This window comes from Microcoleus sp. N9_B4 (genome assembly GCF_036701635.1).
In the GTDB taxonomy this organism is placed as follows: Bacteria; Cyanobacteriota; Cyanobacteriia; order Cyanobacteriales; family Microcoleaceae; genus Microcoleus.
Map to the genome: position 1 here is coordinate 16,986 of NZ_JAUBRC010000047.1, position 18,852 is coordinate 35,837.

Sequence of the window (18,852 nt, forward strand, 5' to 3'; positions counted from 1 at the left end):
GTGGGCAAAATATTACTAGATATTACTAATTATCAGGCGGATCAAGCAATTAGCTCAAACAGATGTTTTAACCATTCAATAAAAATTAAGGCGATTGGGCCATCACAGCTCAGCACCTGCGCTGTTATTGCTTGTCCCATCGGCATTGCAGGCGTTTTCTGCCATGCCAGCCAAGTGTGGATTAGCGCTTTGGGATGATGAATTAAAGTATAGCGGTTAAGTCCGGCTTGTTCGAGCTCTTGTAAAATTGCTTCGGCTTTCAGATGCAGGGTGTCGCCAGGGGGGATGAGATAGGCGACAAAATCTTCTAACATTCCAGGAAGTTGATTGTTGGGCATCAACCAAACTCCGACGCGAGGCAAGTATGGATCTGAAGGTGTGCAAACCCAGCCTTCGGGAGGGGGAGATTGGGGGATGTCTCGATAGCCGATCGAACTCAGTTTATCTTTAAGAGATTGCCACCGCGCACTTAAATTGCGATCGGCATCAACCACAATTCCCAACGTGCGTAAATTCTCTGCTTTCAATCTTTCTGGCAACCCATTTAGCAGCGCTTCAACTCCTTCTGTACCTTCTTCTTGCGGTACTTCGACGGAAAATGTTTCTGGCAGTTGATATTGCTGGCACAAAGCCCAGATTACGTGTCGGTCATTCTTACCTTCTACCAATAACTGTTGAGGTTTTGAGTGAGGAGGTTTTCGTGCTTTTGGCATCAGCGCACCTCGATACTTTGGCGCACTGCAACGGACAATTCATCGGGAGTGTATTCAACTGCACGAATATCCTCGCCGCGCCGGCTCAAGCGAAATAATTTGCCAACTGAACTCTCTTCTGACTGTTCTAAGGCTTCTTGAAATGCGGCTATGCAGTCCCAACTTTGGGTAGTTGCAAAGACTTGAACGTTCAATCGCTGTGCTGTTTCAAATATCAATCGCCACATATCAGTTTGGGTTTGATAGTAAAGACCTGTATCAATTTCATCAACCAACAAAAAACCATTTTCTGATGATACGGCTGCCATTGCTATACTAAGAATTCGTCGCATACCATCTCCCATACTCCCAAGAGGAATTGGGTGATTCTGTCCTCTGATTTTAATCAAAATACCACTGTTATTAGTGGGATTACTGGTAAAACTAATACGTTCTACATCTGGTTCTAAGATTTGCAGCGCTGCTACTACGCTTTCTTCTTTTGGTGTCAGTGTAATAGCATCCCAAAACACAGCCATTTCGTTAAAAGTTATTGCCGTAGTTTTGAGTAAATTAAAATTATCTTTGCTGGCTCCAACACCCGACAAATAGTTATCATTTCTCTCTGTTGATTGAACAGAAAGTAAACTACTAATATTAGCAAGAGTCGCATCGCCCAGCAGTGAAATTTTGACTCGGGAATTTTGATTGTAGTAAGCAATTAATTCCCATGCTAAAAATCTTGTTTCTAGTTCTTCAGCTACCGGAATTACCACTTGTTGGTTTGTAGGGTTTGCTTGGATTTTGAGTGAGAGTTGTTCTTCTTTCTGGGATTGAATGTAAATACTTCGATCTGGGGTTAGTTGATGTCCGTAAAAAATATGTTCAAATTGATACTTGCTGCGGTTTACTGCTTGACCTGATGCAAGTTGAGTTTTTATGTTGCTCATTTCGCCACGGCCATTTAGTACATCAAACAAAGCTTGAATACTCTGTTGTTGGACTAATAAATAAATGGCTTCCAAAAAAGTAGTTTTACCGCTATTGTTCTGACCAACTATCAGATTAACCCTAGCTAGCTCGTCGATATGAAAATCTTTAAAACAGCGATAATTTTGGATAGTCAGATCGCGCAACATGGATTCCTCGCATATTAACTATATTCTATCATTTCTCCGTTCAGACTAGAAACCAGTATGAGATTCGATGACTGCTTCGGCTTGCAGGGCGATCGACCTCAATTTATCCAATGTATCCTGCTTCGCACTCTGCCACAACCCCCGCTGACGAGCTTCTAGCAATCTTTCCGCCATATCTCGCAGTGCCCAAGGATTGTTTTCTTGAATAAATGTCTGCACTTTCTCATCAAAAATGTAAGCCTCTGCGATTCCTTCATACATAAAATCCTCTACACAATTTGCCGTAGCATCGTAAGCAAACAAAAAATCAACAGTTGCTGCAATTTCAAACGCGCCTTTATAACCGTGTCGCATCGCACCTTCTATCCATTTGGGATTAACAGCCCTGCTGCGATAAACCCGCGCAATTTCCTCCCGCAATTGTCGGACTTTCGGATTCTCAGGAATCGAATTATCTCCAAAATAAGTTTCAGGATTTTTGCCTTGCAAATTGCGGATTGCGGCAGTCATTCCGCCTTGGAATTGATAATAATCGTCGGAGTCGAGGATGTCGTGTTCGCGGTTATCTTGGTTTTGCAGAACTATTTGCATTTGCCCGAGGCGTTTTTCAAATGCTTCGGGTGCAGAACATCCCCATTCACCCCCCCTAGCCCCCCCTTGTAAAGGGGGGGGACAAGAGTTGGATTTATCCTCAGAACTTAATTCACCCCCCCTAGCCCCCCCTTGTAAAGGGGGGGGACAAGAGTTGGATTTAGCCCCCCCTTGGTAAGGAGGGGGACAAGAGTTGGATTTAGCCTCAGAACTTAATTCACCCCCCCTAGCCCCCCCTTGTAAAGGGGGGGGACAAGAGTTGGATTTAGCCCCCCCTTGGTAAGGGGGGGTTGGGGGGGTATCCCCTGGTTGTAAAGCAGAGGAATTAGATTTAGCCCCCCCTTGATAAGGGGGGGTTGGGGGGGTACTTGTATAGGCGTAACTGCTCCAATTAATGTAAGCTTTTGCTAAATCGCTGTCGTCTGTCCAGTTTTGAGCTTCAATTATGCCTTGAAGTCCTGCGCCGTAAGCACCCGGTTTTGAGCCAAACACTCGAAATTGCGATCGCCCTTGCGCCTCTTCCTGACTCAAACCTGTAGATTCCCAATACAAAATCTCTTCCTTAACTTGTGCGGCTAAAGGGTTATTTTCAGCCGGTTCATCCAAATCAGCCACAGCTTTTACCGCACTATCAAACAAATCAATTAAATTAAAAAAAGCATCGCGGAAAAACCCCGAAATTCGCAAAGTAACATCAACACGCGGCCTTCCCAAAACAGAAACTGGCAATATTTCAAAATCTACAACCCGGCGCGAAGGGCCATCCCAAACTGGTTGAACTCCTATCAGCGCCAAGGCTTCGGCGATGTCGTCTCCCCCCGTCCGCATGGTGGATGTTCCCCACACTGACAAACCCAAAGTTTTCGGATATTCCCCGTTTTCTTGAGTGTATCTTTCGATTAAAGTTTCAGCAGCAACTCTGCCAACTCTCCAGGCAGTTTCTGTGGGAATGGCGCGGATATCTACTGAGTAAAAATTCCGACCTGTGGGCAATACATCGGGTCTGCCACGAGTGGGTGCGCCGGATGCGCCGCTTGGTATGTGCCGCCCATCTAGTCCGCGCAAAAGGTTGGTAATTTCTTGGTCTGTTTGGAGGAGTGAAGGTAAAAGATAGTTATTTATCCAGTCTAATTCTTGTTGGGTGGCTTCTCCTATTTGGATATTTTTAACCGCAGATGAACGCGGATTAACGCGGATGTTTTCGATTAAATTATCTACTAATTCAGCGGCTTTTTCTTCGAGTTCTGCTGTTAAATCGCCTGCTGTGCGGTGCTGAATTATCGACGTTGGATCGCAGGTTAAGGGGTCGAAATCGTACCCTGAGTCTTCTGCTAGGGCGCGCGTTAAGCCCGATCGCCCGTTGGTGGGATGGCGGGCGATCGCAATTATCAAATCGCGCAACTGTCTACCTTCGGGACACTGCCCAAAAATGTGCAATCCGTCACGGATTTGGGATTCTTTGAGTTCGCAAAGATAGCCGTCTGTGCGAGTAATAAATTCTGTAAATTCCGATTTATTTAGTTGTATCCCTAAGTCTTTATCTAAGTTTTCTTTGTTCGTGAGGGCGAGAATGCGATCGCGAATCATGGGTAATCTGGAGGGATCTAAACTTTGGGCTTCGCAATACTCATCGATTAAGGTTTCCAACTGCTGCAAAGGCCCGTAGAGTTCGGCGCGAGTCATCGGCGGTGTCAGGTGGTCGATAATCACAGCTTGCGATCGTCTTTTTGCTTGGGAACCTTCCCCCGGATCGTTGACAATGAAGGGATAAAAATTCGGCATCGCGCCTAATGCTACTTCTGGATAACATTTGTTAGACAATGCTATACTTTTACCGGGAAGCCATTCTAAATTGCCGTGTTTTCCAGCATGAATTATAGCGTCAATTCCCAACTTTTCTCGCAGCCAATAATAGTAAGCTAGATAATTGTGAGTAGGTTCTAAGTCTGGGGCATGATAATTCAAGGCGGGGTCAAGTTCATATCCCCGCGATGGTTGAATGCCTACAAATACATTCCCAAACTGAATTCCCGGAATCGGAAAAGACGTATTGTTACTTATTAAATCTTGTGCATAGCTTCCCGGAAGCCCCCATCTTTTACAAATCCCATCTTGTACTGGCTGCGGCAAAGTAGCAAAATATTCTTCATATTCTGCCAAATCCAATGATTGATGAACAGGCCGCAATTCGCGTCCTTCCGGGTCATTTGTCACACCAGAAGTTAACTGTTCAATTAACTCGTTGCCGCTAGCAGGGATGTTTTCAATTTGATAGCCCGCTTGCTGCATAGCTTTGAGGATTTCGACACAGCTAGCGGGCGTATCTAAGCCGACACCGTTGGCTAAGCGGGCGTTGCGGGTGGGGTAATTTGCCAGAATTATGGCGATGCGTCTGTTGGCGGCTGGGGTTTGTTTCATCTTCACCCAATTCGCCGTTAAATCTGCTACAAATGAAATGCGATCGCCCGCTGCTACATAGCCTACTACATCTGTTTCTAATTCGCTGTTCCAAGTCTGTACCGCTTTAAAAGAAACAGCCCTAGTAATAATTTTTCCATCTACTTCCGGCAATGCTACATTCATCGCCACATCGCGGGGCGAAAGTCCTTGTAATTCAGTTTCCCACTGTTCCAAACCGCCGCCACTGAAGATTGCTTGCAATACAGGAACGTCTAAGGATTTTAAGCTGTTTTGTTCCGGTTCTTGACTGCTGAAACCGGAGACTGCAAAACTTGTGGTGTTGAGTAATAATTGAATTGGGTCTGATTCTTTAGGTTGAAAATAGTCCAGCAATTCTATTTGCAAATCTGGTTCCCGAAGAGAAGACACAAAGATGGGAACGGGGACTAAGTTTCGCTCTGATAGAGCTTGACAAAGTGCATCAATGGGTGCCAAGTTTCCTGATAAGTAATGAGCACGATAAAATAAGATTCCGACTTTAGCTAGAGTTGGTAAATTTAATAAATTATCGGGGAACTTATTTGGTATTGTGGAGCCAGCATCATTTTGTATTGTGGAGCAGGCATCTTGCCTGCTATCTTGTAAGGGCAGGCAAGATGCCTGCCCCACAAGAGTTTTCCAATCATAAATTCCGACGCGGAAAACTGTTTGAGGTAGCGGTGGATTATAAGCAGTTTTCAAGCAAGTATCGGCGGCAAATTTTAGCGCGTTAACAAAGTTTTGGACTCCGCCTTCTGTGAAATAGCGCCAAAGTTGATTGACTGCTGACAGCGATACATTGGAATGGCTGATTAAATCTGGGTCAGGACTGTCTTCTCCCGGCATTACAATCAGTGATGCGTTAGTTCTCTGCACCGTTTCTCGCAGAATTTCTAACCCGTAAGACCAATAAGAACGTCCTCCTAAAAGTCTTAGGATTATGACCTCGGCGCGTTCTAAAACTTCCTCGGCATAGGTATCAATTGTTAGTTGTTGCTGCAACTGAAGCAGGTTTACTGCGCGCACTTTGGGAAAATTTGCCGGCATTTTGGATGCCGCCGCTGCGAGAGTTTGAATGTCGGTGTCAGCAGCACTAATAAATACTATTGGTGCTGGGGTTTGCTGAATAAAAATTACTCCTTCTGCTTGAGGGTTCCAACCTCCGGGTGTGGCTGCTATTTTGTGCATTAATTTTTTTTATCTTAATAAATAGTGAGAGAAAGTGCGATCGCCTTGAGTATAACATGACTTATACATTAATAGAGGCTAGGGCTTGTTTCCAACCCAGACATCCCCGGCCAACCGAGAGAGGGCGATCACGGGGGCACCGCCCCTACATTCGGGGGGAGAATGAGCGTCAAAGTTCCGGAAGTCTCAACCTATAAACTGATAAATAAAACTCCCAAAATCATGATTCCGGCCCCTAATAATCTTTGTTGAATATCTTTTTCCTTAAAAATGAAATGACCGAACAATACACCCATTAACACGCTAGTACGCTTAATCGCGATCACTTGCACTACCAAAGTTAATGTCAAAGCTTGCATTTGAAAAATCACTCCAATAGCATTGAAAAACCCCATAGCCGCTAGCATTGGTAATTGTTTGAGAATTTTTTGCCCTGGATTTGGGGTTTTGTGCAATAAAACTGGCAGTAGCAAGACAGTCATTGTACCAAACAAAGAGAATAGCCAAAAAATAGGGTATGAGTTTTTCACTCCTATTTTGTCAAAATTTGAGGTGATACTCCAGAGAAATGCGACGATTAACATCAATTTTGGCCCTGGTTCGTCCAGCAGTGCTTTGAATGGGGCCAAATATCCTTTAGATTTTTCTTTGATATTTAATAAATAAGAGCCTGATACGATTAGCAAAATGCCAATATAATCAAAAAAATTTGGATATTCACCGACAATTAACGGCGAAGTTACCAACATGAATAATGGTGTCAAAGCTACCAGCGGTATTGTCAGTGATAAATCTGATACTTTGATGGCTTTGATGTAGAGGAGGGCTGTGACAGCGTTGATGCTACCTCCGATTAATAGGGCGAGCCAAAATTGAGAATTTAATGGCGGAATTCCTGTATATAATACCCAGGGAATCAAAAAGATGACTGAAAAAAATGAGAGAGACCAAGCTACAACATATTCGTCACTTTTTTTGAGGTTTTGTTTGCCAAAAACGTCTTTGACGGCTTCAAAGAAAGCGGTCAAAATTCCAAAAATTAACCAAGTCAACCTAAATATGCGCTCCTGACTCGCTCGTCGTTTAGCAAATCTGCTCCTATACCTGTGAGGGTAATATTACCAGCTTCTAGTACGTAACCCCGATCGGCAATTTGCAGTGCTAAACTGGCGTTTTGTTCGACTAAAAGGATTGTAACGCCTGTGGAGCGCAGGTTTTGAATAATTGCAAAAATTTCTTTGACGATCGCAGGTGCTAAGCCTAAACTAGGCTCGTCTAATAATAGCAGCTTCGGGCGACTCATCAGAGCGCGGGCGATCGCCAGCATTTGCTGTTCCCCGCCGCTGAGAGTTCCTGCTAGCTGGCGACGCCTTTCTGCTAGGCGCGGAAATATCTCAAATTGGCGCTCTAAATCGGCTTTTACTGCTGCCGAGTCCGATCGAATATAGGCCCCTAATTCTAAGTTAGTTAACACCGTTTGCTGCGCCAAAACCCGCCGCCCTTCTGGACTGTGGGCGATTCCCAATTTCACAACTTCGTGAGCTTGGCGGCGGCTAATATCGCGCCCGCTATAAATAATTTGTCCTTGTCGCAAATTAACTATTTTGGAAATAGCCCTGAGTGTGGTACTTTTGCCCGCACCATTAGCGCCGATGAGACTGACAACCTCCCCCGCATTAATCGTGAGATTAATATTTTGTATAGCTTGAATTCCGCCATAATTTACACAAAGATTCTTCAGTTCTAAGAGGATATTTTGAGATATTTTGGGTGGGCTATCGTGCATTTTTTGTGACTTTGAGTTTGAGGTACATTGCGATTTACTGTTGGGTGGGGCGGGTTTATGAGCTTGTTATTTTTAGGCAATTATTGTCGGTGAACCCGCCCCTACAGAATGTGTAATAATGGTGCAATATGTGATTTTTTAATATTACTCTTAGTCCGCGTAGGCGGACATTGTTTGTGTAGACGCGATTTCCAATCGCCGGGTTTCCTTAGTTATTTTTCATCTCCCAAATAAGCCTCAATCACAGCCTGGTCATTCCTCACAACAGCAGGTTCTCCCAAAGCAATAAGCTGACCGAAATGCAACACGGCAATTCGATCGCACAATCCCATAACAAGCGGTACATGATGCTCGATCAATATTACAGTTAAATTGAATTGTTGGCGCACTTCTCGGATAAATTCGCTTAATTTGTGCTTTTCATTGGGATTCATCCCCGCTGCAGGTTCATCTAACAAGAGTATTTGCGGTTCTAGGGCTAAAGCGCGGGCAATTTCTAAGCGCCTCTGGTCGCCGTAGGGCAAGTTTTTGGCTTGTTCGCCCGCGCGATCGCCCAATCCGACTAAATCCAACAATTCTAAGGCTTTTCGCTGGGTTTTGCGTTCCATTGCGTTAGACGCTGGCAAGCCGAAAATCCCCGCCAGCACCGATAAAACTGGATTGCCCGATCTACTGTGGATGTGTCGGGCGATCGCCACATTTTCCTGTACCGAAAGTTCCCCAAACAACCGAATATTTTGAAATGTTCGGGCTATACCTTTATTAGCAATTTGATAAGGTCGCAGTTTAGAAATATTTTCGTTTTGATAAATTAGAGTGCCACTAGAGGCAGGTATCAGTCCAGTCATTACATTAAATAGAGTTGTCTTGCCAGCACCGTTAGGGCCGATCAATCCAAAAATCTCGTGTTTTTGAACTGTAAAAGATACATCGTTTACAGCAATTAAACCACCAAAACGGCGAGTTAATCCTTTGGCTGCTAAAACAGGATTGCTGGTTGAGATGGTAAGGGGTTCGGAAATCATAAACACATCATAGAACGAATATAAGATATCTAATTATGCCTTAGACTGCGGAATGTTCTTAAAGTGGCGCTTTTTAAGCAGTATTTAGGGCGATGGATTTCACGACGGACAAGCACAAATTTAGATTGCCCGGAGTCCTGAAACACCTTGATGAGAATGTAAACAGAATTATTCAAATGACTGAGACGGCTCATCAAACACAAGGATTCTAGCCCATGACGAAGCACTGCAGACAAAGATTAGCTGCCGTAATTGCTCTCTAGTTTCTATCTTTCACATCGCGTTTGCTGTTGACTCGCAATGCTGTGGCTGGAATTGGGGACAAACCCACAGCTAATCCCAAACAGATTGCCTCCCAGGGCGGTTTCATTTTCTTGTAGGGGCAAACCCTCGTGAAGAGCCCCGATGCCTGAAATGCCCATGAAATCATCTGTGGGTGGGGGCGGGCACTCTTAGCACCGCCCCTACAAAAGCCTGCTTTTCGGTAGGGGCAATCCCCCCGTGGTTGCCCCGAAACAGCCCTGCCCCCACGGGGAAGTTAAACTCAACTTCCGAAGCGATTACAGAATTTCATGGAATAGAATAGCAGGGATGTAACGGTTCACGGAGTTTAAACCAAGACTTGAGAAAATCGCAGAGTCCGATTAAGGTAAGCCAGTTACATAATTCCTAAGCAAATCCGGTTACAGGTTACTTCTGTGGACTGGGAATTTTGCTGAGAAATAATTCCTTAGTCCGAGAATCGCGATCGTACATATGTATAACAGGAACAAGTCGATCATCAACCATCACTTTGTCATCCTGAATCTCCCAAACTCCCTCATAATCTCCACACAGTGTGAGGACGGCACCACTCTTCAAATTATGTTTCACCGTTTGGTTACTGGGAAATTCATAGTTAATCACCTTATTGAACATTGCTTGATCTAGAGGTTTACGACGATGGCGTTGAGCCTCCACCACCATTAATTCAATTAATTGCATCATGAGATGGTTTCCTCCTAATACTGTGCCTGCACAGAGTATAGGTTTTCCCAACAGTTTTTCAAGAGTTTTTTTTCCATAAACAGCACTCACCCATTCACTATCTACATTTTCTTTTGTGGGCGGCCCAAAATAAATACCTGCTTCTTCAAAAACGTGAAGCTTACTAGAGTCCAAGTCATCGAAGGGAGAAGCTTGGAAAACAACATCACGCACATCTGAAGTCATAACCATTCGATAACTGGAGTTAACCTTAAGGAATGTATGGTAAGTAATCCACCGACCTGCTAGTGGATGAATCCAATTGGCAACCGTACTCCTATAATCCTCTTCTAAGTAGGTACGGTTAGAGCCTGAACTTAGTCGAATTAAAGCTTGCAGTCCCACCATCTTTGCGTGATAGATGAGATTTAGGACCTTTGAGCTAGTAACCCACTTCCACACATTTTCAACTGGTATAAGGGTGATATTTTTTTCTAGAGCTACCTTGGCGAACTCATCTCCTAAAGCATTAATAAACACAACAATATCAACTTTGTCTGGATCGCAATGCTGACGAGTGGATGCAACGAATCTGTAGAAATCATCGAATTTACAGTTTGTTGCATAACCCATTATTAAGTCTTTCATTGTTTGTTACCTCAAAATCAGTTGATGTAAACAGTAAAGATACTAACACAGTCTTAATTGAGTCCTGGTGTAGCCGTCTAACCGTTGACCGAAAACGGCTTCTGTACTCACCAAGAATTTTGCAGAGCCACCACTAATTGTGTCGCAGATATTGGGTAGCAGATGTATAATAAATGATTCCATTTAACGTACCACAAATAGCTCATATATGTCAACATCTTTTTACTGCCCGTCGTCATATTTTTTTGTCGCTCGAATTCGGCGCACTATCAGACTCAACAATCTGAGTGTTCGCACTTAAAAATGTTACCTGCATTACATACTAAAATACCTGATAAGTCTCAAAAAAAAATCAAACTAACCCTCGGAGCGAGGTGATAATTTTTATTAAGAGAAGCCGTGGGTTATCGTTATTTAGCAAAAAATATTTAGCAAAAATTTCCGGTGCAAAGGATAGCGACGTTCTGCCACAACAAATCACATCGCGCTATAATATTACAATTGCCGTACCGCCTCAATCTCGTCAAGCCGTCTCGCCTGGGTAATCTTATGACGATATACGAACCGGATTCGCAGCCTTCGCGAACAAAAGTCCTCCCTACGATGTATGATTTACCCAGTGAAGACCCGGAGGAACCCGGTTTGCCTGACGAATTTCACGACTTTCAACCCGAACTGCTGCGTCTAACCTGCCGCCCCGCAAATCATCCACCCGAACAAATATTTATAGCGACAGACCTTAATCTCTACTACGATTCTAACCATCTCAATTGGTACAAAAGACCTGATTGGTTTGTCGTCTTGGGGGTTCCGAGATTATATCAAGGTGACGAATTGCGCCTCAGCTACGTGATGTGGCAAGAAAATGTCAGTCCTCTGGTAGTAGTAGAACTGCTATCACCTGGAACTGAAAATGAGGATTTAGGAATTACAGAAGAAGCACGAAATAAACCCCCTACTAAGTGGCGAGTTTACGAACAGATTTTGCAGATTCCTTACTACTTTGTTTTCAGTCGGTACAACAATCAACTGAGAGTATTTCGCTTGATTGGCAATCGTTACCGCGAACAATTTTTAACCGAACCCAGATTCTGGATACCGGAATTAGAATTAGGTATAGGTTTGTGGGAAGGTTGTTATCAAGGTTGTTCGAGGTTGTGGCTGCGTTGGTACGATGTCAGTGGCGATTGGGTTCTGACTCCAGAGGAGTTTGAAAGGCAGCGAGCTGAATTAGAAAGTCGGCGAGCCGAATCAGAAAGACAGCGAGCAAATCGTTTGGCCGATCGCCTCAGAGCAATGGGCATTAATCCAGAGGAGCTGTAAAATTAAATAGCAGCATGAAATGGTGCAAGCTGCCAGCGCTGTCCATAAAAACTTATTAACTAAAAATAAATTATGCCAGACTCTACCTCACTGCGCGATCGCTACCTAGCACTAATCGACAAAATTGTCGAAATCACCCTCAAAGGTCAAATTCGCTCCAAAGAACAAGTTTATCAAATGCTGGTGCAAGACATTAGCACTGGTACTGGCGAAATCTTTGAACGCTGTTTCGGCGAACGCCTTGATGCCGCCGAAAATCAACTCAGAAATGAAAAAGACGAAATCAAACAAGCAAAGGCAAATCGCAGCCTCAGAGCTCTCAAAACCATCCAAGGAGAATGGGAACGCTGGCAGAAAGATAACCGCGTCGATCGCGCAATTGCCTCCTCAATTCAACAAATAGTTAGTGCCGAATCTAACGCCCGCCTCCTGGCATTATTGCAAGTAATCGATCCGAATAAAGAACATCCGCTGACTCTGGCTCAATTGCAGCAATTGGCAAAATCTCTGCACCAACAAATGCTGCAAACTGCCAATCCCGAAACCGAACAAGATTTGCAGCAAATCACCGCCGGCATCGCCAAAGGTTTAGAATCTTGGCAGCGTTTGGAACCGGAACTTGTGGGCTGGATTTATCAGCCGCAGCAGCTAGGATTTGCCGGTAGTCCCGAACAAAATGGGCCTTGGGCTTTTTGGGCAAAAAAAGTTAACAGTCCCTTTCCCCAGGCTCTGTTGAATACTATTGCGAGCGGTGAATCTGTAGTTCAATTCGCAGCCCAGCAATCGAATTTAGATTTAGGCATATTGGTGGAAGTGGCGATTATTTTGCAGTGCTTGCAGCGGGCGTTGGCGACATGGTTTGACAAGCAAGTTTACGATTCCAAAGTGTCAACAAAAGCTTCAATTTCTACTTACATTACTTTTGCGGTAATTTGGAGTCAGCTAGCTAGTGGGTTTAATAATTCTACCAAGAGCGGCGAACAGTTGGCAAATGCTTGTTTTCAAGTAACTTTACAAATTTTGCGCGCTTTTTCTCAGCGAGAATATTTTCCGCTTTACGGAGGAATTTTTGCTTCGTTTGATGGTAAAGCCCTGCGGCATACTTTGGATTATTTAGACGAACCGCTGCGGCGAGTTGAAGGCACTCAAGCGAAAGCTCGAATTCTGACGCTTTTGGGTTATTCGATGCAGGCGGCTGGGGCCTATGAGCGATCGATCTTGCTGCACAAGCAAGCGCTGGAAATTGCCCGTACCGAAGGAGACAAAGCTTGCGAAGTTGCCAATCTCAATCACATCAGCCGCAATTATGTTGCTCAAAAAAATTATCAGGAAGCGATTAATTACAGCCAGCGGGCTTTAATTATGGCACGACAAACGGGAGAGCGACAAGGCGAGGCAAATGCTCTGGCTAATTTGGGTTACAGTGAAGTGTTTCAAGCGCGGCAGTTGGAGGAGGTGGAACCGGAGGTTTACGAGAGTGCGATCGGTTATTTGGAACAAGGTTTGTTGCTATCGGAAAAATTGGGAGACAGGCAAAGTCAAGCTTTTTGTTCCAGCAGTCTGGGTATTGCTAAAATCGCCCTGGAAAATGCTGAAGCTGCGATCGAATATTTGCTCAAAGGTTGGCAAGCGGCTCAATTCTCAGGGGATTTATATTTGCAAGGTCTGAATTTGGCTTACTTGGCTCAAGCTTATTACAGAATCAACTCACTAGAAAAAGCGATATTTGCAGGCAGTTTGGGGATGTATACTTTGGAGCAAATTGGTGCGATGGAGTGGCGTCAATCGGCTGGTTTGTTGACTATTTTGCGGGGTCAAATGGGGGCGGAATCTTTTAAACAAGCTTTGGCTAAAAGTCGAGCGAATATCATTCCGGCGATCGGTGTTGATGGCTACGATTACATCCCGGAGTTGCTGGAAAAATATCAGCAATCTATCTAACTCTTTGTGGAACAGGCCGAAAAGCCTGTTGCCGAGAGGGGTGCAAAATGTAAGTTTTAACTCACCCAATAGCTGCATTATCAATAAGTCTTTCATGGGCGGGCTCTTCGGCCCAACCCCTACTCCCCACAACCAAATTTAAGTCTTTGTGGAACAGGCATCTTGCCTGTTCCTGTGTTTTTATGCACCCCAATCTCCAAATAATTAATGCTCAACAATCACCGGCGTTCCAACTGCAACTTTCTCAAATAAAGCCTGTGCATCTTTGTCAAACATTCTGACGCAGCCGTGAGAAGCCGCCCCCCCGATCGACTCTGGATTCGGAGTACCATGAAAACCAATCACATTCTTGCCATCCGTCCAAAATCCCATCCACCTACTCCCTAATGGATTGTCTGGCCCAGCAGGAATAAGTTCTCCTGTCCAAGGGTTTTGCCAAACAGGATCTTTGATCATTTGCATCACTTTAAAATTGCCTGTAGGAGTTTCCCACCCGCCTTTTCCCACAGCAACCGGGAAACTGGTTTGCACCTTATTTTGTCGGTAAACATAGACGCGGCGTTCTCGCAATTTCAGGACTAAACGCACTTCCTCAATAGGATTTACCGCAGGCTGTGGTTCCTGGGGAATATAACGAAATGGTTCTCCCAAGGGCGGTAGTTCTGGCGTTCGGAGATTCGGCAATTTTGTCTCGGATGTGGGCCGCTGCGCTGCGATCGCACTATTACTTGAATTAGCCACCAATTCGGCAGTCGCCTGCTGCTGTAGGCCGACCGACAGCGCGGCTGCACTCAAGCTCAGTACAATTAACTTGTTAAACAAAAATTTGCTCTTCACCATTGTTTTCTTCGCTAAACTCCTCACCAGCATTTCCTACAAAGTTCCTATCTAATTATCCGCCAACCGCACCCGATGAGAAAATTTTTGAGATGGCTTTTTGACGGCAACTGCGCTGTACAGTTTTTAGTTTAAATTCCACCACTGATAACTTGTAACTCAGCACAAAGCTTAGGCAATAATACTAAAACCACAAGGTTTTTATAAGTGGCTCAGTGGAGTTACGCAATAGAATGTCGTGATCAAACCCGGTTTATGCGTAAATATTGCCAGAAAATGATTAAATTTCACCTCCGACTAATTTGATTTTTTAGCCAGGGCCAACTGGCGATCGAGTATTCAAACTGTGGCGCTGCTGTATCCGGCAAGCACAATCTGTCTTTGGGTAGAGTTCCTCCCAGCAACAGTTAGGTTGGCGGAAAAAAACTGCAACGGTCGATCGAATAAACTCAATATATCACGGCAACACTCTAGAGATGCAAATCGCTGAACTTGTTGTAAATGGGGAACTTATGATGTAAAATTTAGTCTTTCAATACTTGTTCGATAATCTTTTTTTGAGATTGTCATAAATTTCCTACTTTGGGGATTAAACTGGATTAGGTATAGAGGTTGGGACTTTCGTGCAGCGGAAGCAAACCCGACCCTGAATAGCAGTTAATGTGAGGTTTCAATGCGTCTTCAGAACATCAAATTATTGACAGGTGCAACACTGTCGGTGGTAATTTCGGCGGTCTCAGTACATCCTGCGATGGCTAACCCTGCAACTCAAATAGCCCAAACGCAGACCACCACAACAGCAAACACTACAACCATTGTCGGTTTTGTCAAAAGTATTGTCGGCGATGTAGTAACTATTCGCGAAGAAAGCGCGCCGTACAGGACTCTCAGGATTCAAAGATGCGTCCTGAGAATTATTGGCCTAGTACCGGGAATGAAAGTCAGAGCTACCGTCGCCGGATCTCAGATACAAAATATCGCGGTGATCCCCGATTATAAGGTGGTAGCCACAACGGTTGCTCGTCCCGCAACCCCAGCACCGGCACCGCGTCCGGCTCCAGAACCGCCACCGCGTCCGGCTCCTCGTCCGGCTCCGGCTCCGGCTCCGATTCCGGCTCCCCGTCCAATTCCGGCTCCGGCTCCCCGTCCGGCTCCTGTGAGAGGACTTTGGTAGACCGAGGTTATACGATTTTAGATTTTAGATTTTAGATTTTCGATTGAAAATTGGCAATGACAATCAAGCAATTTGATCCGGGGCCCCCGGATTCATTCGTGGGATCGCTTTCTTCAATCAAAAATCTAAAATCGCAAATCTAAAATCGATTGACTGATGAAGCTCAAGGTTTGGAATACGGGCCTACATTTGCCTTCTTTTTTTGCAACTGGTATGAGTAAGCGAAATTAAGTCACCGCGCACGCGGTGGCTTCGCTGTTTAATAGCAGTTAGAATAATAGAATTGTCCAGCAATTGTGGAGAAATCGCTGCTATGTATTACCTGCGTTTCTTGCTGCTAATTCTGCTGTTGCCGATGATTGCGTGCGATCGAGCGACAGATGCGATCGCCCCGGCTGTGGGCGACAACCGCCCCCTGTCGCAAATTCCCTCCCGTGCACCGCAGGCAAATGTTGGCACAAATCAAATTGTACCGACCAAACCGCTTTCGCCGCAGCCAATCCGTATTGTTGCAACTTCCTTGCCGCAGCCAGGAGCCAGCGAAAGCGCCTCAAAACCTCCTCAAGTAGTACCGATTCCCGCATCGCCAGTGCTGCGAGTGCCTCCTGGCTTTGTCGTCAACGTTTTTGCTGACAATTTAGACGCTCCCCGATGGCTAGCTTTGACGCCGACAGGCGATGTTTTGGTAACAGAAACCCGGCAGAATCGGATTACGCTGTTGCGAGATGCCAACGGCGACGGGGTTGCTGAGGTTCGCAAAACTTTTGCAACTGCCCAAAACGGGTTAAATATTCCCTTTGGCATGGCTTTTGCCGATCGCTATTTTTTCCTCGGAAATACCGCTGAAGTCCGCCGATTTCCCTACACAAAAGGGCAGGAACAATTGACCGGTACCGGTCAAAAAATTGTCGATTTACCTGGCGGTGGCTACAACCAACACTGGACGCGAAATGTTATCGTTTCCCCCGACAAGAGCAAGCTTTTCGTCTCAGTTGGATCGCAGTCTAATGCCGATGTCGAACCGCTGCCGAGGGCCTCTGTTCAAGTGATGAATTTGGACGGCAAGAACCCGCAAATTTTTGCTTCTGGTTTGCGAAATCCGGTGGGATTGGATTTTCACCCAAAAACAAATCAACTCTACACGACAGTCAACGAACGCGACGGTTTGGGAGATGATTTGGTGCCGGATTACTTGACAAGAATTCGTCAAGGCGAGTTTTACGGCTGGCCTTACACTTATTTTAAGCCGAATTTGCTCGACCCGCGCCACTCCAGAAACGGCAATAGCGATCGACCTGATTTAGCGGCTAAAACATTAATGCCAGACGTGCTGTTTCAGGCGCATTCGGCGGCTTTGGGGCTTCAGTTTTACGACGGCAAAACGTTTCCCAAAAGATTTCTCAACGGGGCATTTGTGGCGTTTCGCGGCAGTTGGAATCGGAACGCTGGAACTGGTTATAAAATCGTGTTTGTACCTTTTAATGCGGCGAACGGACGCCCTCAAGGTTATTATGAGGATTTTCTGACTGGTTTTCTGACAGATCCGTCGGGCCCAAAAACTTGGGGGAGGCCGGTTGGTTTGCTGGTTTTACCTGACGGGAGTTTGCTGTTTACTGAGGAAGCGAACAACCGGATTTATCGGGTGCAGTATCGCCGCTGACGATTGGGCGATCTATTAAATACCGACTTTTTCAATAAGTCGGGACTCTGGTTTTTTAGTCAGCTTCAAACCCTGCTAAGTTTAGATTCACCGGAAAGTTTTTGAAAAATTAATAACCTATCTTCTTCCGCAGTTTCGCGATTTAAATCAGACAGTTCGTAATAGGAATCTGTTTCTGGCAAGTAGACTCCCGGTAAATTTTCAGGCAGGATTAAATAAGTTTTTTTCACCTGTAAATCATTGTCTATATCTAATGAATATAGAAATCCGTCAACAGGATTTACAATTAACTCGTGCAATGAAACTTGTCCCTCTATGTAAAGCTTGAGAGTTAGTTGTGCAACTCTGAAAACCAACCAGCGATTGTACAAATTATCTACATCGCACCAAGAATAAAGATAGCTATCGCCGTATTCATTCTCAAAAAGCGATAGTAGCGGGCCGTCGAAATACTCTAAATTGACTATGCTTCTGAGAGTTAGAGGAAATTTACTTAGTTTAAATGCTATTAATTGTTCCATATATTCCAATACGCTTGGGTTAAGGAAAATTTTAGCGAAAATGTTGGGTTTCGTTCCTCAACCCAACCTACAAAAAATGCAAGTTTTTTAATTCTAATTCCTAAGTAGCCTACAGGTTTTGCGATCGCACTTTAAAATCCCGAACCGGGTTGTCTCAGAAACTCCGCTTCTTCCGGGGTTGTTTCGCGTCCGAGAATTTCATTGCGGTGGGGAAATCTCCCAAAACGCTCGATTATTTCCAAATGCTGCTGCGCGTATTCAATCAGTGAAGCGCTGTCTGGTTCGCCGCTGAGTTGGCTAAATAGTTCGACAGATTTTTGCTGGTTTTGTAACTTTTCGCTGTGTTCAAAAGGCAGATAAACAAATATTTTTTGTACAGTCAGCAATTCGCGATCGAAGTTATGATTAACAGCATATTCGGCGGTGGCTAAAGCTTTGTTGTCTGTGGCGAATGCTTGGGGCGTTCCGCGAAACATATTACGCGGAAATTGATCGAGCAGTATAATTAATGCGAGGCAGTTTTCGGGGGAATCTTGCCATGAGTCGAGTTGACCGGAGGTGGCTAGTTCGTATTGCTGCAAAAAGCGCGATCGCACTTGGGCATCAAAATCCGCATCTTTTTCAAACCACTTCTTTTGGACTTTGCCAAACTCAGGAGAGTTCGATCGACCAAACCAAAAATCTAAAACTTCATTCATTACCAATCTAGTGTGCGATTGATTCTTGATGGGAATTTAGGTATCTGTAGTTGCACAAAATCTACTTAATATGCAACTACAAATCCCAGGGATTAATTATTACCAAAGATGACTCCACCCAAACACAGGTATTTGCTTTCCGACGCTATCGAGGGTCGAGAAAAAAAATTAGATTACAGAGTTTAAGCTTCCAGATTCATCTGTTATCGAGTAAATCTAAAATC

Annotated in this window: 14 protein-coding genes; 4 read left to right on the forward strand and 10 right to left on the reverse strand. The window is 44.7% G+C overall.

The window, feature by feature from the left end:
- Window positions 1-41 precede the first annotated feature (41 nt).
- The 7 genes from QUA43_RS24865 to QUA43_RS24895 form a co-directional block, all read right to left on the reverse strand.
- Window positions 42-713 (reverse strand): DUF3226 domain-containing protein, encoded by a 672-nt coding sequence (locus QUA43_RS24865; protein ID WP_333377293.1) that lies wholly within the window; start codon window positions 711-713, stop codon window positions 42-44.
- Window positions 713-1,831: an ATP-binding protein gene (locus QUA43_RS24870; protein ID WP_333377295.1), complete on the reverse strand. Its 1,119-nt coding sequence runs from the start codon at window positions 1,829-1,831 to the stop codon at window positions 713-715. The genes QUA43_RS24865 and QUA43_RS24870 overlap by 1 nt, the downstream gene beginning before the upstream one ends.
- A 45-nt stretch (window positions 1,832-1,876) precedes the next feature.
- Window positions 1,877-6,049, reverse strand: a complete 4,173-nt coding sequence (cobN, locus tag QUA43_RS24875; RefSeq protein WP_333377297.1) for a cobaltochelatase subunit CobN — start codon at window positions 6,047-6,049, stop codon at window positions 1,877-1,879.
- 191 nt (window positions 6,050-6,240) lie between these two features.
- Window positions 6,241-7,101 (reverse strand): EamA family transporter, encoded by an 861-nt coding sequence (locus QUA43_RS24880; RefSeq protein WP_333377299.1) that lies wholly within the window; start codon window positions 7,099-7,101, stop codon window positions 6,241-6,243.
- Window positions 7,098-7,835 (reverse strand): ABC transporter ATP-binding protein, encoded by a 738-nt coding sequence (locus tag QUA43_RS24885; RefSeq protein WP_333377301.1) that lies wholly within the window; start codon window positions 7,833-7,835, stop codon window positions 7,098-7,100. The genes QUA43_RS24880 and QUA43_RS24885 overlap by 4 nt, the downstream gene beginning before the upstream one ends.
- 212 nt (window positions 7,836-8,047) lie before the next feature.
- On the reverse strand, window positions 8,048-8,860 hold the full coding sequence (locus QUA43_RS24890; RefSeq protein ID WP_333377302.1) for an ABC transporter ATP-binding protein: 813 nt from the start codon (window positions 8,858-8,860) through the stop codon (window positions 8,048-8,050).
- 690 nt (window positions 8,861-9,550) lie between these two features.
- Window positions 9,551-10,474 (reverse strand): hypothetical protein, encoded by a 924-nt coding sequence (locus QUA43_RS24895; RefSeq protein WP_333377304.1) that lies wholly within the window; start codon window positions 10,472-10,474, stop codon window positions 9,551-9,553.
- Between the two features lie 549 nt (window positions 10,475-11,023).
- Between QUA43_RS24895 and QUA43_RS24900 the strand changes: the two genes are divergently transcribed.
- Together QUA43_RS24900 and QUA43_RS24905 are read left to right on the forward strand one after the other, a co-directional pair.
- Window positions 11,024-11,797, forward strand: coding sequence for a Uma2 family endonuclease (locus QUA43_RS24900; protein ID WP_333377305.1), 774 nt, complete (start codon window positions 11,024-11,026; stop codon window positions 11,795-11,797).
- A gap of 72 nt (window positions 11,798-11,869) precedes the next feature.
- Window positions 11,870-13,738: a tetratricopeptide repeat protein gene (locus QUA43_RS24905; protein WP_333377307.1), complete on the forward strand. Its 1,869-nt coding sequence runs from the start codon at window positions 11,870-11,872 to the stop codon at window positions 13,736-13,738.
- Between the two features lie 204 nt (window positions 13,739-13,942).
- Here the strand turns inward: QUA43_RS24905 and QUA43_RS24910 are convergent, their stop codons facing one another.
- The gene (locus tag QUA43_RS24910) at window positions 13,943-14,578 is read right to left on the reverse strand and encodes a L,D-transpeptidase (protein ID WP_333377309.1); all 636 of its coding nucleotides are present in this window, start codon (window positions 14,576-14,578) and stop codon (window positions 13,943-13,945) included.
- Window positions 14,579-15,248: 670 nt separating this feature from the next.
- On the opposite strand from QUA43_RS24910, the gene QUA43_RS24915 reads away from it, so the two are divergent.
- A complete protein-coding gene (locus QUA43_RS24915) occupies window positions 15,249-15,749 on the forward strand; it encodes an autotransporter (RefSeq protein ID WP_333347632.1) in 501 nt (166 codons plus the stop codon).
- A gap of 313 nt (window positions 15,750-16,062) precedes the next feature.
- Window positions 16,063-17,409: a sorbosone dehydrogenase family protein gene (locus tag QUA43_RS24920; RefSeq protein ID WP_333377311.1), complete on the forward strand. Its 1,347-nt coding sequence runs from the start codon at window positions 16,063-16,065 to the stop codon at window positions 17,407-17,409.
- 65 nt (window positions 17,410-17,474) lie between these two features.
- Here QUA43_RS24920 and QUA43_RS24925 read toward each other — a convergent pair whose 3' ends face one another.
- Together QUA43_RS24925 and QUA43_RS24930 are read right to left on the reverse strand one after the other, a co-directional pair.
- Window positions 17,475-17,930: a DUF6575 domain-containing protein gene (locus QUA43_RS24925; protein ID WP_333377312.1), complete on the reverse strand. Its 456-nt coding sequence runs from the start codon at window positions 17,928-17,930 to the stop codon at window positions 17,475-17,477.
- Between the two features lie 131 nt (window positions 17,931-18,061).
- Complete coding sequence (locus QUA43_RS24930; protein ID WP_333377314.1) at window positions 18,062-18,628, reverse strand: DUF924 family protein; 567 nt, start codon at window positions 18,626-18,628, stop codon at window positions 18,062-18,064.
- Window positions 18,629-18,852 lie beyond the last annotated feature (224 nt).